Annotated in this window: 21 protein-coding genes; 16 read left to right on the top strand and 5 right to left on the bottom strand. The window is 39.9% G+C overall.

Going from position 1 to position 19,320, the window contains the following annotated elements:
- Positions 1–5: 5 nt before the first annotated feature.
- Together H8S37_RS10275 and H8S37_RS10280 are read right to left on the bottom strand one after the other, a co-directional pair.
- Positions 6–620 (bottom strand): histidine phosphatase family protein, encoded by a 615-nt coding sequence (locus H8S37_RS10275; RefSeq protein ID WP_186875975.1) that lies wholly within the window; start codon positions 618–620, stop codon positions 6–8.
- A gap of 14 nt (positions 621–634) precedes the next feature.
- On the bottom strand, positions 635–2,029 hold the full coding sequence (locus H8S37_RS10280) for an amidase (RefSeq protein WP_186875976.1): 1,395 nt from the start codon (positions 2,027–2,029) through the stop codon (positions 635–637).
- Between the two features lie 233 nt (positions 2,030–2,262).
- Here H8S37_RS10280 and H8S37_RS10285 point away from each other — a divergent pair, with 233 nt between their 5' ends.
- Genes H8S37_RS10285 through H8S37_RS10295 form a run of 3 tightly spaced genes read left to right on the top strand, consistent with a single transcriptional unit; the run spans position 2,263 to position 5,356 of the window.
- The gene (locus tag H8S37_RS10285; protein WP_186875977.1) at positions 2,263–3,546 is read left to right on the top strand and encodes a nickel-dependent lactate racemase family protein; all 1,284 of its coding nucleotides are present in this window, start codon (positions 2,263–2,265) and stop codon (positions 3,544–3,546) included.
- 11 nt (positions 3,547–3,557) lie between these two features.
- On the top strand, positions 3,558–5,018 hold the full coding sequence (locus H8S37_RS10290; RefSeq protein WP_186875978.1) for a dihydroorotase: 1,461 nt from the start codon (positions 3,558–3,560) through the stop codon (positions 5,016–5,018).
- Positions 5,019–5,050: 32 nt separating this feature from the next.
- Positions 5,051–5,356: a metal-sensing transcriptional repressor gene (locus H8S37_RS10295; RefSeq protein ID WP_186876471.1), complete on the top strand. Its 306-nt coding sequence runs from the start codon at positions 5,051–5,053 to the stop codon at positions 5,354–5,356.
- A 92-nt stretch (positions 5,357–5,448) separates the two neighbouring features.
- Here the strand turns inward: H8S37_RS10295 and H8S37_RS10300 are convergent, their stop codons facing one another.
- A complete protein-coding gene (locus tag H8S37_RS10300) occupies positions 5,449–6,468 on the bottom strand; it encodes a LacI family DNA-binding transcriptional regulator (protein WP_186875979.1) in 1,020 nt (339 codons plus the stop codon).
- A 262-nt stretch (positions 6,469–6,730) separates the two neighbouring features.
- On the opposite strand from H8S37_RS10300, the gene H8S37_RS10305 reads away from it, so the two are divergent.
- The 13 genes from H8S37_RS10305 (at position 6,731) to H8S37_RS10365 (ending at position 18,151) form a co-directional block, all read left to right on the top strand.
- Entirely contained in the window at positions 6,731–8,122 is a 1,392-nt protein-coding gene (locus H8S37_RS10305) for an MmgE/PrpD family protein (protein ID WP_186875980.1), read from the top strand.
- Between the two features lie 48 nt (positions 8,123–8,170).
- The gene (locus H8S37_RS10310) at positions 8,171–9,052 is read left to right on the top strand and encodes a cupin domain-containing protein (RefSeq protein ID WP_186875981.1); all 882 of its coding nucleotides are present in this window, start codon (positions 8,171–8,173) and stop codon (positions 9,050–9,052) included.
- Between the two features lie 51 nt (positions 9,053–9,103).
- Entirely contained in the window at positions 9,104–10,354 is a 1,251-nt protein-coding gene (locus H8S37_RS10315) for a 3-isopropylmalate dehydratase large subunit (RefSeq protein WP_186875982.1), read from the top strand.
- A 15-nt stretch (positions 10,355–10,369) separates the two neighbouring features.
- Positions 10,370–10,879, top strand: a complete 510-nt coding sequence (locus H8S37_RS10320; protein WP_186875983.1) for a 3-isopropylmalate dehydratase small subunit — start codon at positions 10,370–10,372, stop codon at positions 10,877–10,879.
- Positions 10,876–12,228 (top strand): 3-isopropylmalate dehydratase large subunit, encoded by a 1,353-nt coding sequence (locus H8S37_RS10325; protein ID WP_186875984.1) that lies wholly within the window; start codon positions 10,876–10,878, stop codon positions 12,226–12,228. The genes H8S37_RS10320 and H8S37_RS10325 overlap by 4 nt, the downstream gene beginning before the upstream one ends.
- A gap of 12 nt (positions 12,229–12,240) precedes the next feature.
- Positions 12,241–12,864 carry a 3-isopropylmalate dehydratase small subunit gene (gene leuD / locus H8S37_RS10330; protein ID WP_186875985.1) on the top strand — a complete coding sequence of 208 codons (624 nt, stop codon included), beginning with the start codon at positions 12,241–12,243 and terminating at the stop codon, positions 12,862–12,864.
- Positions 12,865–12,909: 45 nt separating this feature from the next.
- Positions 12,910–13,323 (top strand): PTS sugar transporter subunit IIA, encoded by a 414-nt coding sequence (locus H8S37_RS10335; RefSeq protein ID WP_186875986.1) that lies wholly within the window; start codon positions 12,910–12,912, stop codon positions 13,321–13,323.
- A 20-nt stretch (positions 13,324–13,343) separates the two neighbouring features.
- A complete protein-coding gene (locus tag H8S37_RS10340; protein ID WP_186875987.1) occupies positions 13,344–14,216 on the top strand; it encodes a class II fructose-bisphosphate aldolase in 873 nt (290 codons plus the stop codon).
- A gap of 21 nt (positions 14,217–14,237) precedes the next feature.
- Positions 14,238–15,278, top strand: a complete 1,041-nt coding sequence (locus tag H8S37_RS10345) for a 2-hydroxyacid dehydrogenase (RefSeq protein WP_186875988.1) — start codon at positions 14,238–14,240, stop codon at positions 15,276–15,278.
- A gap of 24 nt (positions 15,279–15,302) precedes the next feature.
- Positions 15,303–16,052 carry a PTS mannose/fructose/sorbose/N-acetylgalactosamine transporter subunit IIC gene (locus H8S37_RS10350; RefSeq protein ID WP_186875989.1) on the top strand — a complete coding sequence of 250 codons (750 nt, stop codon included), beginning with the start codon at positions 15,303–15,305 and terminating at the stop codon, positions 16,050–16,052.
- 16 nt (positions 16,053–16,068) lie between these two features.
- The gene (locus tag H8S37_RS10355; RefSeq protein WP_186875990.1) at positions 16,069–16,923 is read left to right on the top strand and encodes a PTS system mannose/fructose/sorbose family transporter subunit IID; all 855 of its coding nucleotides are present in this window, start codon (positions 16,069–16,071) and stop codon (positions 16,921–16,923) included.
- Positions 16,924–16,990: 67 nt separating this feature from the next.
- Positions 16,991–17,479, top strand: a complete 489-nt coding sequence (locus tag H8S37_RS10360) for a PTS system mannose/fructose/N-acetylgalactosamine-transporter subunit IIB (RefSeq protein WP_186875991.1) — start codon at positions 16,991–16,993, stop codon at positions 17,477–17,479.
- 15 nt (positions 17,480–17,494) lie between these two features.
- Positions 17,495–18,151 (top strand): orotidine 5'-phosphate decarboxylase / HUMPS family protein, encoded by a 657-nt coding sequence (locus H8S37_RS10365; RefSeq protein WP_186875992.1) that lies wholly within the window; start codon positions 17,495–17,497, stop codon positions 18,149–18,151.
- An 82-nt stretch (positions 18,152–18,233) separates the two neighbouring features.
- Here the strand turns inward: H8S37_RS10365 and H8S37_RS10370 are convergent, their stop codons facing one another.
- Together H8S37_RS10370 and H8S37_RS10375 are read right to left on the bottom strand one after the other, a co-directional pair.
- Positions 18,234–18,533 carry a hypothetical protein gene (locus H8S37_RS10370; protein WP_186875993.1) on the bottom strand — a complete coding sequence of 100 codons (300 nt, stop codon included), beginning with the start codon at positions 18,531–18,533 and terminating at the stop codon, positions 18,234–18,236.
- Between the two features lie 64 nt (positions 18,534–18,597).
- A complete protein-coding gene (locus H8S37_RS10375; protein ID WP_186875994.1) occupies positions 18,598–19,182 on the bottom strand; it encodes a PepSY domain-containing protein in 585 nt (194 codons plus the stop codon).
- Positions 19,183–19,320: the final 138 nt, after the last annotated feature.

The following is a 19,320-nucleotide window of genomic DNA, read 5'->3' on the forward strand; positions in this document are numbered from 1 at the left end:
GTCCCTTAGGGTATAGCTTTCAGATGAGAAGTATCATTTAAAGCTTGAACAAAAAACTCTCCATTTATGTAATCGATGATGGAGACAGATGCATTATCAAAATGAAAGTTTCTATAGAAGCAAAGATCCATTTGCAAAAGACAGAGGAGAATAATACGCAGAACTCCTCCATGAGTAACAATAGCTACGGAAGACTCCGGTTGATTTTCCCGCAAAATGGTATCCATTCCGTGTTTGATACGCGTTTGGACATGCGTAAGGCTTCCCTCACCGGGAAAAGGATATTTGGAAGGATGATAATAGAAATCTCTGAATTGCTTTCCATATATTTGAGCGGCTTGCGCATGAGAAAGACCATCCCATTCTCCAAAATCTATTTCAATAAGTTTTTCTGCCGGTAAAATGGGTAAAGCAGTAGCAGCTTTGATTCTTTGAGCTGTTTGCAAAGCTCTTTTTAAAGGAGAAGCATATAGCTGTTTAACAGGAATGTTTTTAAAATAATAAATTAAACTATCTGCCTGTCGGTGACCTAGTTCTGATAGCTCAGTATTAATATGTCCTTGAAATCCAGGAGCGGCATTTAAATTGGTTGCTGCATGTCTTACTAGATAAAGTCTCATTTATTTCCTCCCTTTTATGTTAACTGTTCTAGGCAATGTATAATGTGATACAAATTAGATTCACAGCATCTGTTTGCAACAAATTGAATACCAGTTGGAAGCGCTTGGCTAAAGCCGTTCGGAAAAGTAACTGCCGGATACCCACTCATGCTGGTAAACCAGTTAAACCGTGAAAGAGCCTCATAAAGATTAGTAGGTTGTCCATTAACATAGACAGTACCTCTAAAATTAATATCGGTTGCAGAAATTGAGGTGGCGGGTATAGCCATAATGCTGATTGGCTTCATAAGATTACGAAAGAGTATAGAAAATTCACGGTTGGACTCTTGATAGCGAATATAATCGACAGCGCTAATCTTTTTTCCATTTTCCAAGTCTGACACCACATCTGGATCATATACTTCGGGATGCTTTTCATAAAGCTCTTTATGTGTTGCATAGGCTTCAGCAAATAATATCTGTGTACGGATTTCCCGATAGGAAGTATAGTCGGGAAACTCGACTTCGCGGATAACAACACCTTTGGATTCTAATAAACGAATAGAGGAAAAGAAATTTTTTTCGATTTCTGGTTCTGTTTTACCAAGAACTCTTTCATAGGGAATATGGATTATAGTTCCTTTGAGAGAGTTGTTTAACATGTGTGTGTAGTCTTCCGGTGGAAGATTAAGTGAAAGAGGACTGCGGGGATCATATTGTGCGATTGCATTAAGTACAAGAGCATTGTCTGTTGCATTACGTGTAATAATCCCCATAGTATCAAAACTTATAGAGGCAGGAAATACACCCCGTGTACTTACTCTGCCGTAGGTTGGTTTCATACCGATAACTCCGCATAAAGTAGCAGGAACTCTGGCAGATCCGCCCGTATCTGTAGCAAGTGCAAATGTACATAGACCGGCGGCAACGGCTGCAGCGGAACCGGAGCTGGAACCTCCGGATATTTTTTGATAATTATAGGGATTATGGGTAGGTCCGGCAAAAGAACGATCTCCGGTAGCACCCATAGCAAATTGCTGTGTATTTGTTTTGCCTAGAAGAATAGCTCCGCAGTTATTTAGGATTTCTATAACAGCGGCGTTTTCTTTAGGAAGATAATGGCTATAGTAGGAACATCCCATAGTAGTAGGGATATTTTGAGTAAAAATCAGGTCTTTTGCAGCATAAGGAATCCCATCCAAAATACCGAGAGGAGTTCCACTGATATAGCGCTTTTCAGACAGACGTGCCTGGGCAAGTGCTTCTTCAACAGAAATAGTGATGAAAGCATTGAGAGATTTCTGGCTTTGCTGTATCTGTTCGAGAAATACTTGTGTGACCTCTACAGGAGAAATAATTTTTTTCTGATATTGTTCAAAGAGATCATGGATAGATAAATCAGATGCCCAAGAACGAAACTTTGATATCATAATGCCGCTACTTCCTTTCTGTATAGTAATTCGTTTTAGTAATACGTTATATTAATTTTAAAATAAGAAAAAATATTTGTCAATAATAAATATAATATCAAGAATTATTTTAGATATAATATATATTTTATTCAAAATATATTTGTGATTGTTGTTGACAATTAAAACAGGTTTTTTTAAAATAAATTTAACGAAATACTATAACGTTATATTAAATTAGGAGGTAGAGGAGAATGGAATACACAAAAGTGAAGCTTCCACTAGGTCATGGGGAAATTGAAACTAAAGTCCCTAATTTACTAAAGGTAGCTGTTCCTAATCATATGGAGGCAGTAGCAGATCCCAGACTAGAAATCCGAAGAGCGATTCAACATCCGATTGCTTCTCCAAGACTTTGTGAGATAGCGAAAGGAAAACATTCGGCAGCAATTACGGTAAATGATATTACAAGACCATACCCGGGCGGAATGATGGTATTAGAAATTGCAGACGAGCTGCACAAGGCAGGATTGACAGATGATGAAATTTTTCTGGTTGTAGCGTACGGAACACACCGCGTAGAAACAAAAGAGGAATTGATACAAATGTTTGGCGAGGAGGTTGTTCGGAGGTTTCGGTTTGTACATCATGTGGCAGATGACCCCTCTACATTAAAAGTCCTTGGAAAAACAGAATACGGCATGACTGTAGAAATCAACAGAGAATTTGCAGAAGCGGAAGTCAAAATTTTGACAGGTTTAATTACGCCTCATGCATGCGCTGGTTTTTCTGGTGGAAGAAAAAGTGTTGTGCCAGGGATTTCGGGAATGGGCTGCCTGAAGCTCCATCATTCTTTCCCTGTTGTTCCGGCTGATCCGGCTATGGGGTGGATGAAAGGAAATCTTTTCCACGAGCAGGCACTTGCGGCCGCGCGTCTGGCTGGTGTAGACTTTATTGTCAATAATGTGGACAATGCAGAGAGGCAAATGGTTGCGGCTGTGGCAGGAGACCTCAATGAGGCGCATCTGGCAGGGACAGAAATTTGTAAAAAAATCTGGCAGATTACAATTCCAACCAGAGCAGATGTAGTCATTGTAAGTCCTGGAGGCTATCCTAGAGATTTTGATCTGCATCAGGCACAAAAGGCTAGTTCGGTAGCAGAATTGGCGTGTAAAAAAGGAGGGCATATAATTGTGTGTGCAGAAGCACCGGATGGCTCCGCAAAATTTGGAAAACATTTAAAAAATGCAAATAATCCGCAGGAAGTGATCGATTTATTTAAACGAGTAGGTATGACTGCGGACGCGACAGGAAAGGCTTATATGTGGGCGCGCGGTATGCTGAAGCACCGAATCAGTATTGCAAATAGCCTGATGACAAAGGAAGAATTGGAGGAAATGTTTTTTCACTATTATCCTACAGTAGATGATGCAATTACAGATTCGCTGAAAATTTATGGAGAAAATGCAACGTTTCTTGTCATTCCGTATGCGGCTGATATTTTCGTTACAGTGGAAGATGAGGCGGTGCAGGAATAGGAGAGGAAAGAATGATGAAAGCAGATTTAGTTATATATAATGGATATGTGAGTACAGAGCAGGGAATGGTAGTGGGAGGCCTGGCCATAAAAAATGGGATTATTATACAAGTAGGAGGTGACGCTTCACTTCCTGAAGCAGAAAAATACTACGATGCTAAAGGAAATATTATTTTTCCCGGGGCGATAGAACCTCACTGTCATTTTGAACTCTGGGTAGTGAATAAGCATGGAAAATTTAATTTGGAGACTTACATCGAGGAAGTGCGTTCAGAAACACGTACCGCTGTACAAGGCGGGTATACTACAATCAGCAGTACGACAATGCAAAATGCGGAACCTATGAAAAAAAGATTTCAGGAATTTAAAGAGGGTATGGAGGGCAACATCTTTTGCGACGTAAAATTCCATATTTCTCCATTTACAGAAGAACATTTAGAGGAAATTAAAGAGCTAAGCAAAAAAGGAGTTACAAATTATAAATTCTTAATGGGATACAGGGGAGCCGGTGCAAAAGCCTTAGGAATGGACGAGAGAGGAATTAATACCTCTTTTATCTATAAAGGTTTTAAGAAGATTGCAGAAGCCGGACTTCCGGCAACTGCTATGTGCCATTGTGAGGATCCGGATATTTTTGAAATTACAGAAGAAGCAGTAAAAGCAGAAGATGAACCGGAGGATTATAATTATACAGCGGTGCAGAATAAGGCACGTCCAGCGATAGCAGAGGTAATTGACATCTGTAAGACTGCCTATATCGCCCACGAGACAGGCTGCCCTTTATATATTGTACATGTGAGTGCAAAGGAGTCTGTAGATCAAATAAAATTTTTTAAAGAACAGCATTTTGACATTACAGCAGAAACCTGTCCACATTATCTTGTATTTGCAGAGGAGGATGCAATTTGCAGAAACAATAAAGAATGGACACACTATGCTAAGGTAAATCCGGCTATTCGAGGCACAAGAGACAGGGAACGTTTATGGAAAGGCATACAGGAGGGAACCATTGATGTTATTGGAAATGATCATACGAATTACCGCAAAACGGAAAAGTTGAGCAATAACTATTGGGATACACCTGCCGGTACCGGAGACGGTATGAGTGCGTCATTTAGTATTATGCTCAGCGAAGGAGTAAACAAAAACAGGATTTCATTAGATACACTCCGAAAAATTATGTCAGAAAATGTAGCGAAAGCAATGGGACTTTATCCTAAAAAAGGTACTTTAAATATTGGTTCAGATGCAGATATTGTTATTTTAGATCTGAATAAAGAATGGGTTTTTAAAAAGGAATACAGTGAGAGTTCAAATGCGTACAGCCTTTACGATGGGATGAAACTAAAAGGAGCACCTGTCGCGACTTTTGTTCGGGGAAAGCTTGTGGCAGAGAATTTCAAGATAGTGGCAAATGAGGCGAGCGGCGTGTTTGCGGAGAACCCATTCCCGGGAAAGTATTCCCAGAATTAATTAAACAAGTAAGGGTGTAGAGAATATTGAAAATAAGAGAAGATGAAGGGCAGGAGAGAAGAGACACACATATACATTCCGAAGGATATGAGAAAGCAATCGTCAACCGTATTTCACGTTCTATAGGACACTTGGAATCTATTAAGCATATGGTGGAGAATGGCAAAGATTGTAGTGAAGTGCTGATACAACTTGCTGCGGTGAAAGCGGCGGTCAATAATACAGGGAAAAAGATTTTAAAAGAACACTTAGAACATTGTATAGTTGATGCCATTGAGCATGAGGATATGGAAAGTGTAGAGAAGCTAAATAAGGCTGTTGATATTTTTATCAAGTAAAGGGAGCGAAAATAAATATAGTAAAAAAAGACAGACCTATGAAGATTCAAGACTTAAAAAAGTCTGATTTCATAGGTCTGTCTTGGTCTTGCCTACAAGAGTTCTGGAAAAGATTCACGGTAAATGACAGAAGCTTTATAGACTTTATTAACTGGTTCTGTAATTTTATTGAAAAATAAATCTAATACAAGTTTGAGGCAATCTACCATATTTTTTTCCAGAGATATATCAATGATAGTAATAGAAGGCGTACTATATTGTGTATATAACTTATTAGAAAGACAGATACAGACAATTTCCAAATCTTCCGGGATACGTATGCCAGCACGGTTAAATACATAGGTTGCCCCTAAAGCAATGGAATCGGTATCACAGTATAGCACCGGAGGTAAAGAGCCAGCTTTCATAAGCTTCTTAGCAGCCTGAAATCCCCCTTCCATGGAATCATCTGAAAATGCAATATAATCATCTGAAAAAGATATTCCGCGCGTTTCACATGCATTTAAAAAACTCTGATACCGAATTTTATTTGCCATATACCCGTCTTGCATTAAAATGGCAGAAATCCTTTTATACCCCTTTTTCTGAATCATTTCGGCTAATTCTAAGATAGAGTCCTGTGTATCTGCACAGACAGATGAAAAACCATCTAAGGAACGGTTCATTAGTACAACTGGAAATGGAGGCGGGTTTTGTTTTAAAAATTCCGCATCTGCCGGTGAAATCGTAGTGATAATAGCAGCGCTGAAAGAAGTAGTAGATGTAAGTGCATTTTCTTCAAAGAGATGTCCGCTCTTAAACGGACAAACAGTGATTGAAAATTCATATGCTCCTTTCATCTGTTCATGGTAAATGGATTCAATAAATTGGTTAAACATGCTTGAGCGATGATCATAGGCGAGATAGATCGCAATATTCGGATAATTATTGTCAAATGTTCTCAGCTTCCGGGCTGCAATATTGGGCTGATAATTAAGCTGAGCAATAGCGGTTTTTACTTTGGCAACAGTTGCCGGCGATATTTTTCGCTCTTTTTCTTTGCCGTTAATAATAATAGAAACAGTAGTGGCAGAAACATTCGCTCTGGCAGCTACATCTTTGATTGTAACCATAGCTTCTCCTTACTAAGTTTTTCGTTTTAGTTTTTCGCATTAGTTTTTTGTTTACTAAATTAAGTATAAATAAAATAAACTTAGTTGTCAAATATTATTTCCTTCAATTACCAATAATTGAACATGATTGAATTAAAACGAATTAATCGTAATATAGTTTTTGTGAAATTTGAATAAAAAAGGTGTTGACAAATAAAAGAACGTGATATATAAATATAGTATAACGAATCACTAAAACGTAAAACCTAAATGGAGAAAAAGTATGGAAAAAGAGAAAACAATAAGCGAACAAATTTCTAAATACTTGATAGAGATGGGAAAGCGTGAGATACCAGATAAAGTAAAAGAAGCTGCTAAGTGCTTCCTGGCGGATACATTTGCATGTATTCTGGCAGGAGCGAATGAAAAACCAGCGATTATAGCAGAAGAATATGCAAATATGGTTGGGGGAAAGAAAGTGTCGTCTGTTTTGGGAAGAAAAGATAAACGTACGGACGCATATCATTGTGCAATGATAAATGGTATTGCGGCACACTTCCATGACTATGACGACGTCTGTACAACAATGATAGGACATCCCAGTGTGGCAGTCCTCCCGGCAGTACTTAGTCTGGGAGAAGAATTACATGCAAGCGGAGAAACAGTACTAAAGGCATATATTGCTGGAATTGAAACTTGCGCATTATTAGGAAGGGCGTACGTACCGGAATTATGTAGGAGAGGCTGGCACAGTACGAGTGTATTGGGGGTATTCGGTGCAACAGCAGCGTCAGCATTGCTTTTAGACTTAGATGAAGTGCAACTAACCAATGCGATTGGAATCGCGGCAAGTGAATCTTGTGGGCTAAAAGGAAATACAGGTTCCATGACGAAGCCGCTTCATGCAGGAAGAGCGGCGGCAAAAGGAATAATGGTCTCAAAACTGGCGAAATTAGGGTATACATCGAATCGAACGATTATGGAAATGGACGCTGGATTTATGAAGGTTTTGGCAGAAACATTTCATAAAGAAAGATTTGAGGAGGCGATACGCAATCACAATTCAGAATTTCTGAATGTAGGATTGATTATGAAACCATGGCCGGCCTGTAAAGCAACACATAACGGTATCTGGGCAATGCTGCAGTTGATGGAAGAGAAGCATTTTACACCAGATGAAATTGCACATATTGACTGTAAGGTCCTGCCCTATGCAATGGACATTCTTAGATATCGTATAGCTAGAACAAAAACAGAAGGCAAGTTCAGTATGAATTACTGTATTGCATTGATTGCTTTACAGAAAAAACTTACGATGGAAGATTTTGAAGGTGACGAGATAACAGACAACAGAGTCATTGATATGATGAACCGGATTGAGATGGTACCAGATAATACTTTGATTCCTGGAGTATACTTTCACGATCTAGAAAGTACGCAGGTGGAAGTGAAATTAAAAAGTGGAGAGCTTTTGGTGAAACGCTGTGATTTTGCGAAAGGTGGTCCGAATAATCCAATGAGTAGCTCAGAGATGCATGAAAAGTGGAGAAATTGTATGGAACGCGCAGTGTATTCAGATGCGGTTCCCTCTATTATTAAAATACTGGAACATATAGAGAATCTGCAAGATATTGGAGAACTTGCTGCAAAGGTGGAGAAGGCGGCAAATAAATAAGAAAAAACAGCTTGGCTGTTTTAATAAAATAAAAAGGAGAATGAAAGTATGAAACAGTATGAATTAAAAGATGGTGTCAATTATTATGGGTTTCTTGATATGGAGACAGGATATGACTATCATGCAAAAAAGGTAATTCCAGGAACACAGTCCTATATCCGAGAAGGAATTCCTGGAGTAGTTTGTAAAAATTTATATGATTTAGAAAAGATCAGCATGCAGCTTGTAAAGATAGAGGCAGGAGTAGCTTCTCCTATAACAGATTACACATGTCATCCTGACTGCGAAGAAATTACCTTGATATTGGATGGAGAGGCAACATTGGAACTTCCGGATGGGTCGGCATACGAATTAAAGACAGATGTCAGTTTTTATCTGGCGGAGGGACAGCCACACCGGATAGTGAACCGTTCCTTAACGACGTTAAAGTATGTAGTTGTATATTCTAAGACGCTGAAAGATGTGAAAAGAGTTTCCTTCCATGCGGATACAGATACATATAAAAATGAAAACGGCTGTGTGGTAAAGGACATTAATGAATGTCAGCAGAAAATGGCGCCTGGATTTACAGGGAATAAGGCAGATGAAGGACATTCTACATCTATTATTTTCGAGGGTAATAATATCTGCTTCCTTCATCCAATTCAGAAACCGGGTGTATCTTCACCTGAAGAAGATTTTGTATCTCATCCAGGAGTGGATGAACTTGAGTTTGCCATTACCGGAACAGCAACTGTGATTATGCCAAATCTTGGATTAAAACTAACTCCTAGAATTATGAGATACAATGCACCGGAGCAGCCGTCTAAAACATTTAATAATTCCGATGAAGACTTGAGGCTGGCTGTATTTTATTCTACAGGTCAGTTAAAGAATGTATTCCGCACACATAAACATGCGCGTGTGTTTGATGTTTTAAATGAAGATTAAGAGGGTGGATATTCGCTCTCAGAAGCAGATAAGAATAAAGGAGATTTAAAAATGGGAATGACAATTACAGAAAAAATTCTGGCAAAAGCATCTGGGAGGGAAAGCGTTAGAGCAGGAGAAATTATTACGGCAAAGGTCGACCTTGCTATGATACAAGATGCGTTAGGTCCTATTGTTTATAAAGAATTTAGAGAATTAGGCGTGCCTGTTTGGGACAGAGACAAAGTATTTCCTGTAATTGATCATTCCTGTCTTCCGGGAAGTGTGGAAAATGCTGTAACAATTTCTGAGACTGTTAAATTTGCACGAGACTATGATATTCCGAATTTCTATAATATGCAAGGAGTATCACATCAAATTATCGTAGAGACTGGCAGCGTACTGCCAGGACAGGTTGCGGTAGGAACGGACTCTCATACTTGTACATATGGAGCTATGGGAGCATTTTCAACCGGAATCGGTTCTACAGAGATGTGTGCAGTTCTTGCTACAGGAAAACTTTGGTTTAAAGTTCCGGAAACGATACAAGTGACAGTAGCTGGAAAATTACAGAAGTATGTGATGTCAAAAGATATTATTTTAAAATTGCTGTCTATGATTGGGGCAAATGGAGCAACTTATCAAACATTAGAGTTTTCTGGTGAGACGATAGAGGATATGAGCTTAGAGTCCAGGTTTACTATTTGTAACATGGCAATAGAGGCAGGCGCAAAAAATGGAATTATAAAGCCAGATAAAAAAACATATGCGTACATGCAGAAACAAGGAACTGAAATTGTAGATTGGAATGGCTTATATAGTGATGCAGACGCCGTATATGTAAGAAAAATTAAGATGGATGTCTCCGATTTGGCGCCGCAGGTGGCGGTACCCTTTAGCCCCGCCAATGGAGTGGATGTTACAGAAGTAGAAGGAACAAAATTGGATCAAATCATTATCGGCGCATGTACGAATGGACGGATAGAAGATATAAAAACAGCTGCCGAAATCATACAGGGACACAAGATTCCACATGCATTTAAATGTTTTATTGTACCGGCATCAAATAAGGTATATACAGAAGCCGCGAAAAAAGGATATCTTGCAGCATTGTCGGAGGCAGGCTGCATCATTGTGAACCCAGGGTGCGGTGGATGTGGAATTCAAATGCCGATGGCAGTGGGTGAAAAATGTCTGGGGACACATAACCGTAATTTTCGAGGTCGAATGGGAAGTCCGGAATCTACTGTGTTTTTGGCATCCCCAGCAACAGCAGCAGCAAGTGCCTTAAAAGGTAAAATTACGGATCCGCGGAAACTGTAGAAAGGAGAAAGATTCATGGAAAAACTGGAATATAAGATTCTGACGAAGCTTGGAGATCATATTGATACAGATGTGATGACTCCTGGAAAATACTTAACTTCGTATGAACCAGAATATCTGGGGTCTATCTGCCTGTGTGATTTGGATCCGGATTTTTCAAAAAAAATGCAACAGGGAGGAATTCTTATTGCAGGAAAGAATTTTGGCTGTGGCTCAAGCCGAGAGACAGCTCCTATTGCATTAAAAGCAGCAGGGGTAAAAGTTGTAATAGCTGAGGAGTTTGCCCGCATTTTTTACAGGAATGCGCTGAATATTGGCCTGCCATGCATTATATGTACAGATATATTGGAAAATGCCGATGTGGGAGACACACTGAAATTAGATTTGCTGAAAGGAGACATTGAAAACAAAACAAGAGGGCTTCTTTTGAAAGGAACGCCGATTCCAGAAGAACTTTTAAAACAGTTTCAGTGTGGTGGCCTGATACCGTACTTGAAAAAGGTTTTGAAAGAAGGTGAAGAATGAATACACTTTTTGATAGAATCTGGGATATGCATGTTGTGGAGAAAATGGAAGAAGGACAATATTTACTGGCTATTGACCGAATATTTTTACACGATCTGTGCGGAACGTTCTCTTTTCAGATGCTGGACGATAAGGAGAAAAATGTATTAAGGAGGGGAGCGGTCTACTCCACTCCAGATCATACTTTGCCTTCTCGGAAGGAAAGTAAAATAGAAGACTGTGAAATCAGTAGAACACTCCTTCCTAAATTTAGAAAAGGATGTAAAAAATATGGAATTCACCTGTTCGATCTGGACGAGAAAAACCAGGGTATTGTACATATTATTGGTCCGGAAAGTGGACTGTCACTTCCAGGAATGACGATTGTGTGTGGAGACAGTCATACATGTACTCATGGAGCTATAGGAGCGATCGGAATGGGGGTTGGAACCAGTGAAGTATATCATGCACTGGCGACTTCTTGCTTAATAGTAAAAAAACCAAAGACAATGAAGATAGAATTAAAGGGAAAATATAGAAAAAACGTCAGTGCGATGGATGTGATTCTCTATATCATCTCTCAAGTCGGAATTGATTTTGGCTGCGGCTATGCGGTGGAATATATGGGGGAAGCCGTGACAAAGATGTCTGTGGATGAGAGATGTACATTGTGTAATCTAACCATTGAATTGGGGGCCGAATATGGCATGGTATCCCCGGATGAAACAACCATAGAATATCTTCTATCGAAGGAATACGCGCCTAAGGGCGAAAATGTGGAAAAATTCGTTTCTTACTGTAATGAGATCGCCTCTGATGAAAACAGTATATTTGACAAAGAGATAGTATTTGATGTTTCAGTCATTGAACGCCAGATAAGCTGGGGAATTAATCCGGGACAGACAATCGGTATAGATGCAATAATTCCCGCACACGAACAATTCACAAAGGCGTATGAGTATATGGGAGTAGAACCTGGACAGCCGGTAAAAGGGCTTCCGATTGAATATGTATTTATCGGTTCTTGTTCAAACGGACGGCTTGCCTATTTAAAAGAGGTTGCAGACACTGTAAAAGGAAGAAAGGTAGCAGAAGGTGTAACTGCACTCGTAGTTCCAGGATCTGTAAAGGTAATGGAAGAAGCGGAAAAAATGGGCATTGCCAAAATTCTGACAGAAGCCGGGTTTATTTGGGGAAGACCAGGATGCAGCTTGTGTGTAGGAAGCAATGGGGAAGTAATTCCGAATGGAAAGCGCTGTGTATCTACGACAAACCGGAACTTCATTGGCAGACAAGGACGCGGAGCAAGAACGCATCTTGCAAGTCCGTATACAGCAGCACAGGCAGCATTATATGGAAAGATTATGTAAAGAAGGTATAGAATGGAAAAATTAACAGTTCTGAAAGGAAAAGCGGTTCCTTGGTTGGTGAGTAATGTGGATACAGATACAATTACACCAATGAAGCGTCTTTTGCTTAATATGGATGAATTGGAAAAATATTCTTTTGAGCCATACCGTTTTTTAGATGGAGATGGAGACAAAGGAGAATTAAATAAAGCATTTCCGCTAAACCAGGTCGAATACCAGGATGCCAAGATCATGATTACAGGAGTAAACTTTGGGTGCGGAAGTTCAAGGGAGACAGCTCCGGAAGCAATACGGCGGTGTGGAATACGATGTCTGATTGGCAGTTCGTTTGGAGGAATATTTCAGAAAAATTGTTTCCAGCAGGGAGTTTTGCCTATTACTTTTCCGGAAGATACAATAGAAAAACTAGCAAAACAAGCAGAAACTCAAGGAGAATTTATAGTGGATTTAGAGCGGCAGAAGGTGGTTGCACCAGACATGCTGGAATATGATTTTCAGATAGAAAAGAGCAGAAAGGATTCTCTTCTATACGGAATGGACGATGTAGATATGACCTTGAGAAAAAAAGACAGAATTCTTCAGTTTTTTGAAAAGGATTTGGAAACAAGACCCTGGTTATATAACGAAGTCAGATGAGTGCTGCTAACAACATGTATGAAAAAGTAAAGGAGAATAGTACGGATGCTGATAGTAATGACACATGGAGATTTTGCGAAAGGGATTATGACAAGCGCAAGGATGATTGTAGGAGAGATGCGAGATACATATACAATCGGTATACAGCCGGAAATGAGTTTGGAGATGGTACAGGAAGAGTTTCGCAAACTTGTGAAGAATCGGAAAGAAGGGGAACACCTATATGTAATGGTAGATGTTATGTTTGGTACACCGTGTAATGTGGCCCTTAGTTTTGCCTCTGAGCTGGAGAATTATACAATTATGTCCGGGCTTAATCTGGCTATGCTGGTTCAGTTTGAGTTGGATGGAATGGTACCTGTCGAAAAGAGGGTTGAGAGTGCACTGGCAGAAGGAAAATCACAAATTATAGATGTAATAAAAGCATTTAGAGAACAGAATCAAACAAATAATGAATAAATAAAAGGAGGAGTTATAAAATGCTGATTAGCATGAATTTAATTTTGGAGAAGGCAGCAAAAGAGCATTATGCTGTTGCGGCAGTAAATGTGTGGAACGGCGAAAGTGTACAGAAGTGTTTTGAAGCAGCAAGTGAATTGAAAGCGCCTATTATTATTAACGTATCTGGTTTTGTAAAAGATATGGAATGGATCGCAGGAGCAGCGCGATACTGGGAAAGAAAATATCCAGAGGTACCTGCTGCATTGAGCCTGGATCATGGTTTCAATTTTGACATGGCAGCCCAGATGATTCATTACGGATATACATCGGTTATGATTGATAAATCCAGTCTTCCATTTGATGAGAATGTCCGTCTTACAAAGGAAGTTGTAAAGATGGCGCATGCTTGCGGTGTCAGTGTAGAGGGAGAAGTAGGACATGTAGGTGGATTTGGTTTTTGTGCACCGGATGAGAATGGGGACATCAGCTTTAGTTATACTGAGACGACAGAGGATGAATCTACTACGCCAGAGGTAGCTGTTGAATATTTAAAACAGACAGGAGTTGACTGTCTGGCAGTCGCTATAGGAACAACACATGGAAAATATATGCATGAACCTAAATTAGATTTTGAGCGTCTACAGGAAATCAAAAAAGCGGTGAATGTTCCTCTGGTTATTCATGGAGCCTCGTTTAGCGGTGATGAAAATCTTATGAAATTAGTTCAGTGCGGCACGGCAAAAATTAATATCTTTTCCGAGCTTGCAGAAGAGGGGCTGAACTACTCTAAGAGATACTTAGAGTCAGATCCGGAGGCTAAGATATTTCTTATGGAAGAACAAGGTTTAAAAGGATATAAAGAGAAAATGATGCATTTTATGAAACTGTTTGGTCAGGCAAACCGGTATTAAAGAGAGAAGGAGGTGAGAAGAATGAAAAAAATTTTATGTATCAGTGATGTAGGAATTGACAAGGAAAATATGGAGAAAGGATTTGGTTATCTAAGGGAATTTGGAGCACAGATTGAAATTGTTGAGGATCCGTTTAATAAAAACAGAGGGGAGCTACAGGCTTCTTTCCGGAAAATGGAAGCAGAAGGGCCAGATGTCCTTACACCTATAAAGGAAGTTCTGGAAAAGATTAAGGATGCTAATATTCTCGTAGCACATTTGAATCCTGTATGCAGTGCTTACTTGGAAGCAGCTGAAAAACTAGAAATGGTAGCGCTGCTTCGCAGTGGAATGGAGAATATAAACAAAGAAAAGGCAAAGGAAAAGGGAGTAAAAGTTGTACTTTGTCCGGGACGTGTTTCTACACCGGTTGCAGATTTTACAGTAGGGCTCATGCTTGCAGAAACTAGGAATATTGTGCGCGGAGATAAGGGAATGCGTGCAGGGCAGTGGGAAGTAGCTTATCCGAATGAAGGACGAATTCATACGCTTAGAAATGCAGTAGTAGGACTGATCGGGTATGGACAAGTAGGTAGTAAAGTGGCAGCAAGATTAGTACCTTTCGGGGCCAAAGTCATTGTATATGATCCTTATTGTGCACCTGAAAGAATTGAACAGGCAGGATTTAAGGTAGTTTCACTAGAAGAATTATTAAAGACCTCAGACATCGTTTCTATGCATTTCCGCTTGACTCCGGAAACAGAGAAAATGATAGGAGCAGAACAGATTGCTATGATGAAACCAAGCGCTTATCTGGTTAATACTGCCAGAGCGGGTTTAGTGGATGAGGAGGCTCTTGTAAAGGCATTAGAGGAAAAGAGAATTACTGGAGCAGCACTGGACGTTTATATGGAAGAACCACTTCCGTTGGAACATCCGCTGCGTAAGCTGGAGAATGTTACACTGATTCCTCATCTGGCGGGCGTTTGCTGTGAACTGGAGGAACTTTCTATGGAAATTCTTTCAGTAGATTTAGAACACTATTTAAAGGGAGAAAAATTGAATAATGAAGTAAAAATTTAGATGAATAACCAGGAGGTAAAAGGAATGAATAATATGCTCTTGATAGCAGTTGGCATAGGCTTTGTGTACTATCTTGCCTATATGGAGAGCCCGTGGGTACAGTACTTTTTTAAAGAGGCAATTGTGATTGGCGCGGTAGTTGGTTTAATTATGGGGGATTTTAAAACAGGACTTATGATGGGCGGCAACTTCCAGATTCTTTATATTGCCGGCGTTATGGCTCCGGGGGGAAACCTTTCCGTTGATTCTCAGCTTGCCTGCTGCATTGCGATTCCAGTTGCGATGGCATCGGGAATGGGAGTTGAAGAGGCAATGGTTTTATCCGTTCCGTTTGGTGTACTCGGCGTATTTTTAGATAATATCAGAAGAACAATTATGGGCTTCTGGACAAGAAGAGCTGATAAGCATGCACTGGAAGGAAATACGAAGGCAATTATGTTTGATGGTATAGGAGGTCCGCTTATATTCAATATTTTCCTGAGATGGATTCCAGTGGCAGTTATTGTATATATGGGAGTTGATGCGGCTACGGCAATCGTAAATGCAATCCCAGAGTGGCTGATGGAAGGCTTTAAGGTGGCCGGCGGTATGCTTCCGGCAACAGGGCTTGCATTGATCCTGGTAATGCTTAATAAACCGATGCTGCTTGTATATTATGTGTTGGCAGTGGTACTTACACAGCTTCTGTCTATGCCGATCGTAGCAGCGGCAGTGATTGGAGGCGTACTGGCAATTTTACATGTAACATTCACGACAAAGGCTGAGGAAGCATAGAAAGGGGGATAAACATATGGCAGATAATAGGGAAAACAAGATTTCCGAAACAGACGGGGCTGCAAAGAGAATTGCACTTGAAAAAAAGGATATTACAAAAACATACCTTTACTGGCAGTTATTTCACAGGATATCTCAATGTTTTGAAAGATACTATGGGCTAGGTACGTGCATTACGTTGATTCCTATTCTGAAAAAACTGTATCCAAAGAAGGACGATCTAAGTAAGGCGCTTACGAGACATCTACAGACATTTATGACGGATCCAGGATTTGGCTCTGCTATTATTGGTCTGGTTGCTGCAATGGAGGAACAAAAGGCAAATGGAGAAGAAATTTCAGATGAGATGATCACAGGAATTAAATCGGCGCTTATGGGACCGTCTGCAGGATTTGGGGATGCGCTTAATTCAGCAACGATGTCTTCCATTTTCAGAGCATTGTTTATTCCTTTCGCAGTTGCAGGGAGCGCGGCAGGTTTGCTGGCAGCTGTATGCATTTTCTTGTGGTTCAATGCCGTATCTTATTTTTCCATACATTTTGGATACAGCAAGGGCAAGTCACAGATGTTGGAGATGCTGCATTCTGGGAAGATGAAGGCTCTTGTAATGGGAGCAAGCGTTCTGGGATGTTTTATGATGGGAGTTATGACTACGAGCTATGTAAAAATTACGTTGGTTCCAGAATGGACGCTTTCTACAGGTAGTGTGTTAAATCTACAGAGTACGATAGACGGAATTCTTCCGGGGATTTTGCCTATGGGACTTACCTTAGGATGCTATGCATATCTTAGAAAAGGCGGAAAGATCATTTACGCGATTATTACGACGATTATAATTGCAGTGTTGGGGGCTTTTGTAGGACTATTTTAGATGAAGAAAGCGGAAAGCCAAGTAGTATCTTTAAAATACTGCACGCTTCCGATTAGAGGTAAAAGGTATGGCAGAAATAGGTTTTGTTAGAATTGATTCCAGAATGATTCATGGACAGATTACAACAAGCTGGAATAATGTAGTACATGCAAAGAAAATTATTGTGATTGATGATGTAGTTGCGGCCAATGAAATGATGGCTATGGGATTACAGTTTGCAGCGCCGGCAGGGACAAAGGCACTCTGTTATTCGGTAGAACAGGCAGCGGCACAGTGGAGTATGGATTCATTTGGGAACGGAACGGTAATGGTCTTATTCCGCGATGTTCAAACTGCATATAAAACATGGAAAGCAGGATTCAAATACGAGAAACTGAATATAGGCAATATTCCAACTGCACCAGGACGTATAAGCGTGTATAAAACATGTTTTATGAATAAAGAAGAAATGGATTTGCTGAAAGAACTAGAGAAGGAAGGCGTAGAAATTTATTTACAGTTTATGCCCCAGGAAAAAATCGTATCTTTTGACAAATTAAAAGAAAAACTGAAATAGAACGGAGGATACAAAATGATACCAAAGTTGCATTATGCGCTTGATACCCTGTCGGTAGAAGAGACATTAGACTGCCTGAAAGCCGGAGTAGGAGAAACAGCAGATATTATCGAGATGGGGTCAAGTATTATTTTGTCTGAGGGAAATAAGGTTATAAAATATGTAAAAACTCTTTTCCCCGATAAAGAAATCGTTGCGGACATTAAGATGCTTATGCCAACAGCACGCGGTAGTGTGCCGCCACTTATGGATGCAGGGGCAGATGCTATTATCGCTGTCAGCAGTATAGATTTAGATATGATAGCTGTAGCTGTAGATGAAATCTATCATAAACGTAATAAGAAGATGTATATGTATATCCATATAGAAAATGGAAAAATGTATACAGAAGAATATATGGAAAAATGGCGCAGCGCAGGTATAAAAAATGTGATTTATCATTCTATTAATCCGGGATTTGCATGGGATAATAATGACACGGAAATAGTAAAAACTTTGTGTAAATCAGGTTTTGACGTATCTGTTACAGGGAAATTAAAACTGGAAAGTATTCGAGATTTTGCAGGACTTCCTATTTATTCCTTTATAGTAGGGACTGCGATTGCTAAAAGTGAGAATCCATTGAAACATATACAAATGTTTAAGAAGGAGATAGAAACCGTATTTGGTTAGGAGATGAAGCAGAACCCCTCGGTGTAGAGCATACACTGAGGGGTTCTTATATTTCTATTGAAAGGGATAGAGAATGTATTTTCTAATCCCAATAGTAAGGTCCATTGCCTGTTTCTACTTCTTGTATCCGTCCAAACCCTCCTATTTGGATTTCATACCAATTATTCCCATTTACTATCTTGAATTTATACTCATTTAGCAGACCTTCATTTTCTACTTCCTGTGATACGATTTCGCCGCCGCCTGAATAGTTAAGAGCTATCTCTCTCGCCTCCTGCGCGTTTGTTCCCAGTATCATAACTCCGGCCACGCCGACAATGACGACGATAAGCAGAGCGCCTCCTATAATCATTCCAATTACTTTTTTAGACATTTTTTTCATAATATATTCTCCTTTTTATAATTTCTTTAATTTACCTGTCTGCATTTTATTTCCAGACTTTATTTTAATGCCAGTATTCTTGTTCCCATTTTAGGATAGTACCGGAATTTGCGTCAATATCAAATTCGTATTCCATTCTGTCATACCAGATGTCGCCTTCATATACATAGAAGCCGTCGTCAAAGTCCAGATGGATAGCCAGGTTCTGCTCCGTCGCGCCGGGAACCTTCTGTAGCGCAATCTGCTTTGCCTGCTCCAGGTCAATAGCGACGTTAGACTGCGGCGCGGAATAAGCAGGAGCAGGCGTGCTCTTCGGTACGGTGTTGCTCTGCTGCGAGGTCTGTCCGCTGTTATTTTGTGTCTGTTCCTGCTGGCTGCCGGCTGCGGACGCCTCCAGCTGTGCTTCTGCATTCTGGGTGTTGTCAGCCTTCGTGCCGTCCTGCCCGTTCTTCAAGCTGTCAAGCTCCTTCCTTAATGAATCGATTTCAGCCTGCAGCGCCTCTTCATTCTGTTTGCTCTGCGTCTGCGTCTCATTTACGGGAGCAGTGTTTTGCGAAGATATATCCTGCTGCGGAGTATTTTGGACGCCGCATCCTGCTACAAAAGTAAATCCTAAAGCAATCGATAAAACAATAATATATATTTTCATATGTATATCCTTCCTTTCTTTTTTCTGATTTTTTATTTGCAGGTTTGTTTTGTTAAATACACTATATCCGGCAAACATTAAAAGAAGATTAAAAAAATAAATTTTTAAAAATTTTATTGAAAAATGTGTGAACGGTAC

This window comes from Mediterraneibacter hominis (assembly GCF_014287475.1).
Classification (GTDB): Bacteria; Bacillota; Clostridia; order Lachnospirales; family Lachnospiraceae; genus Mediterraneibacter; species Mediterraneibacter hominis.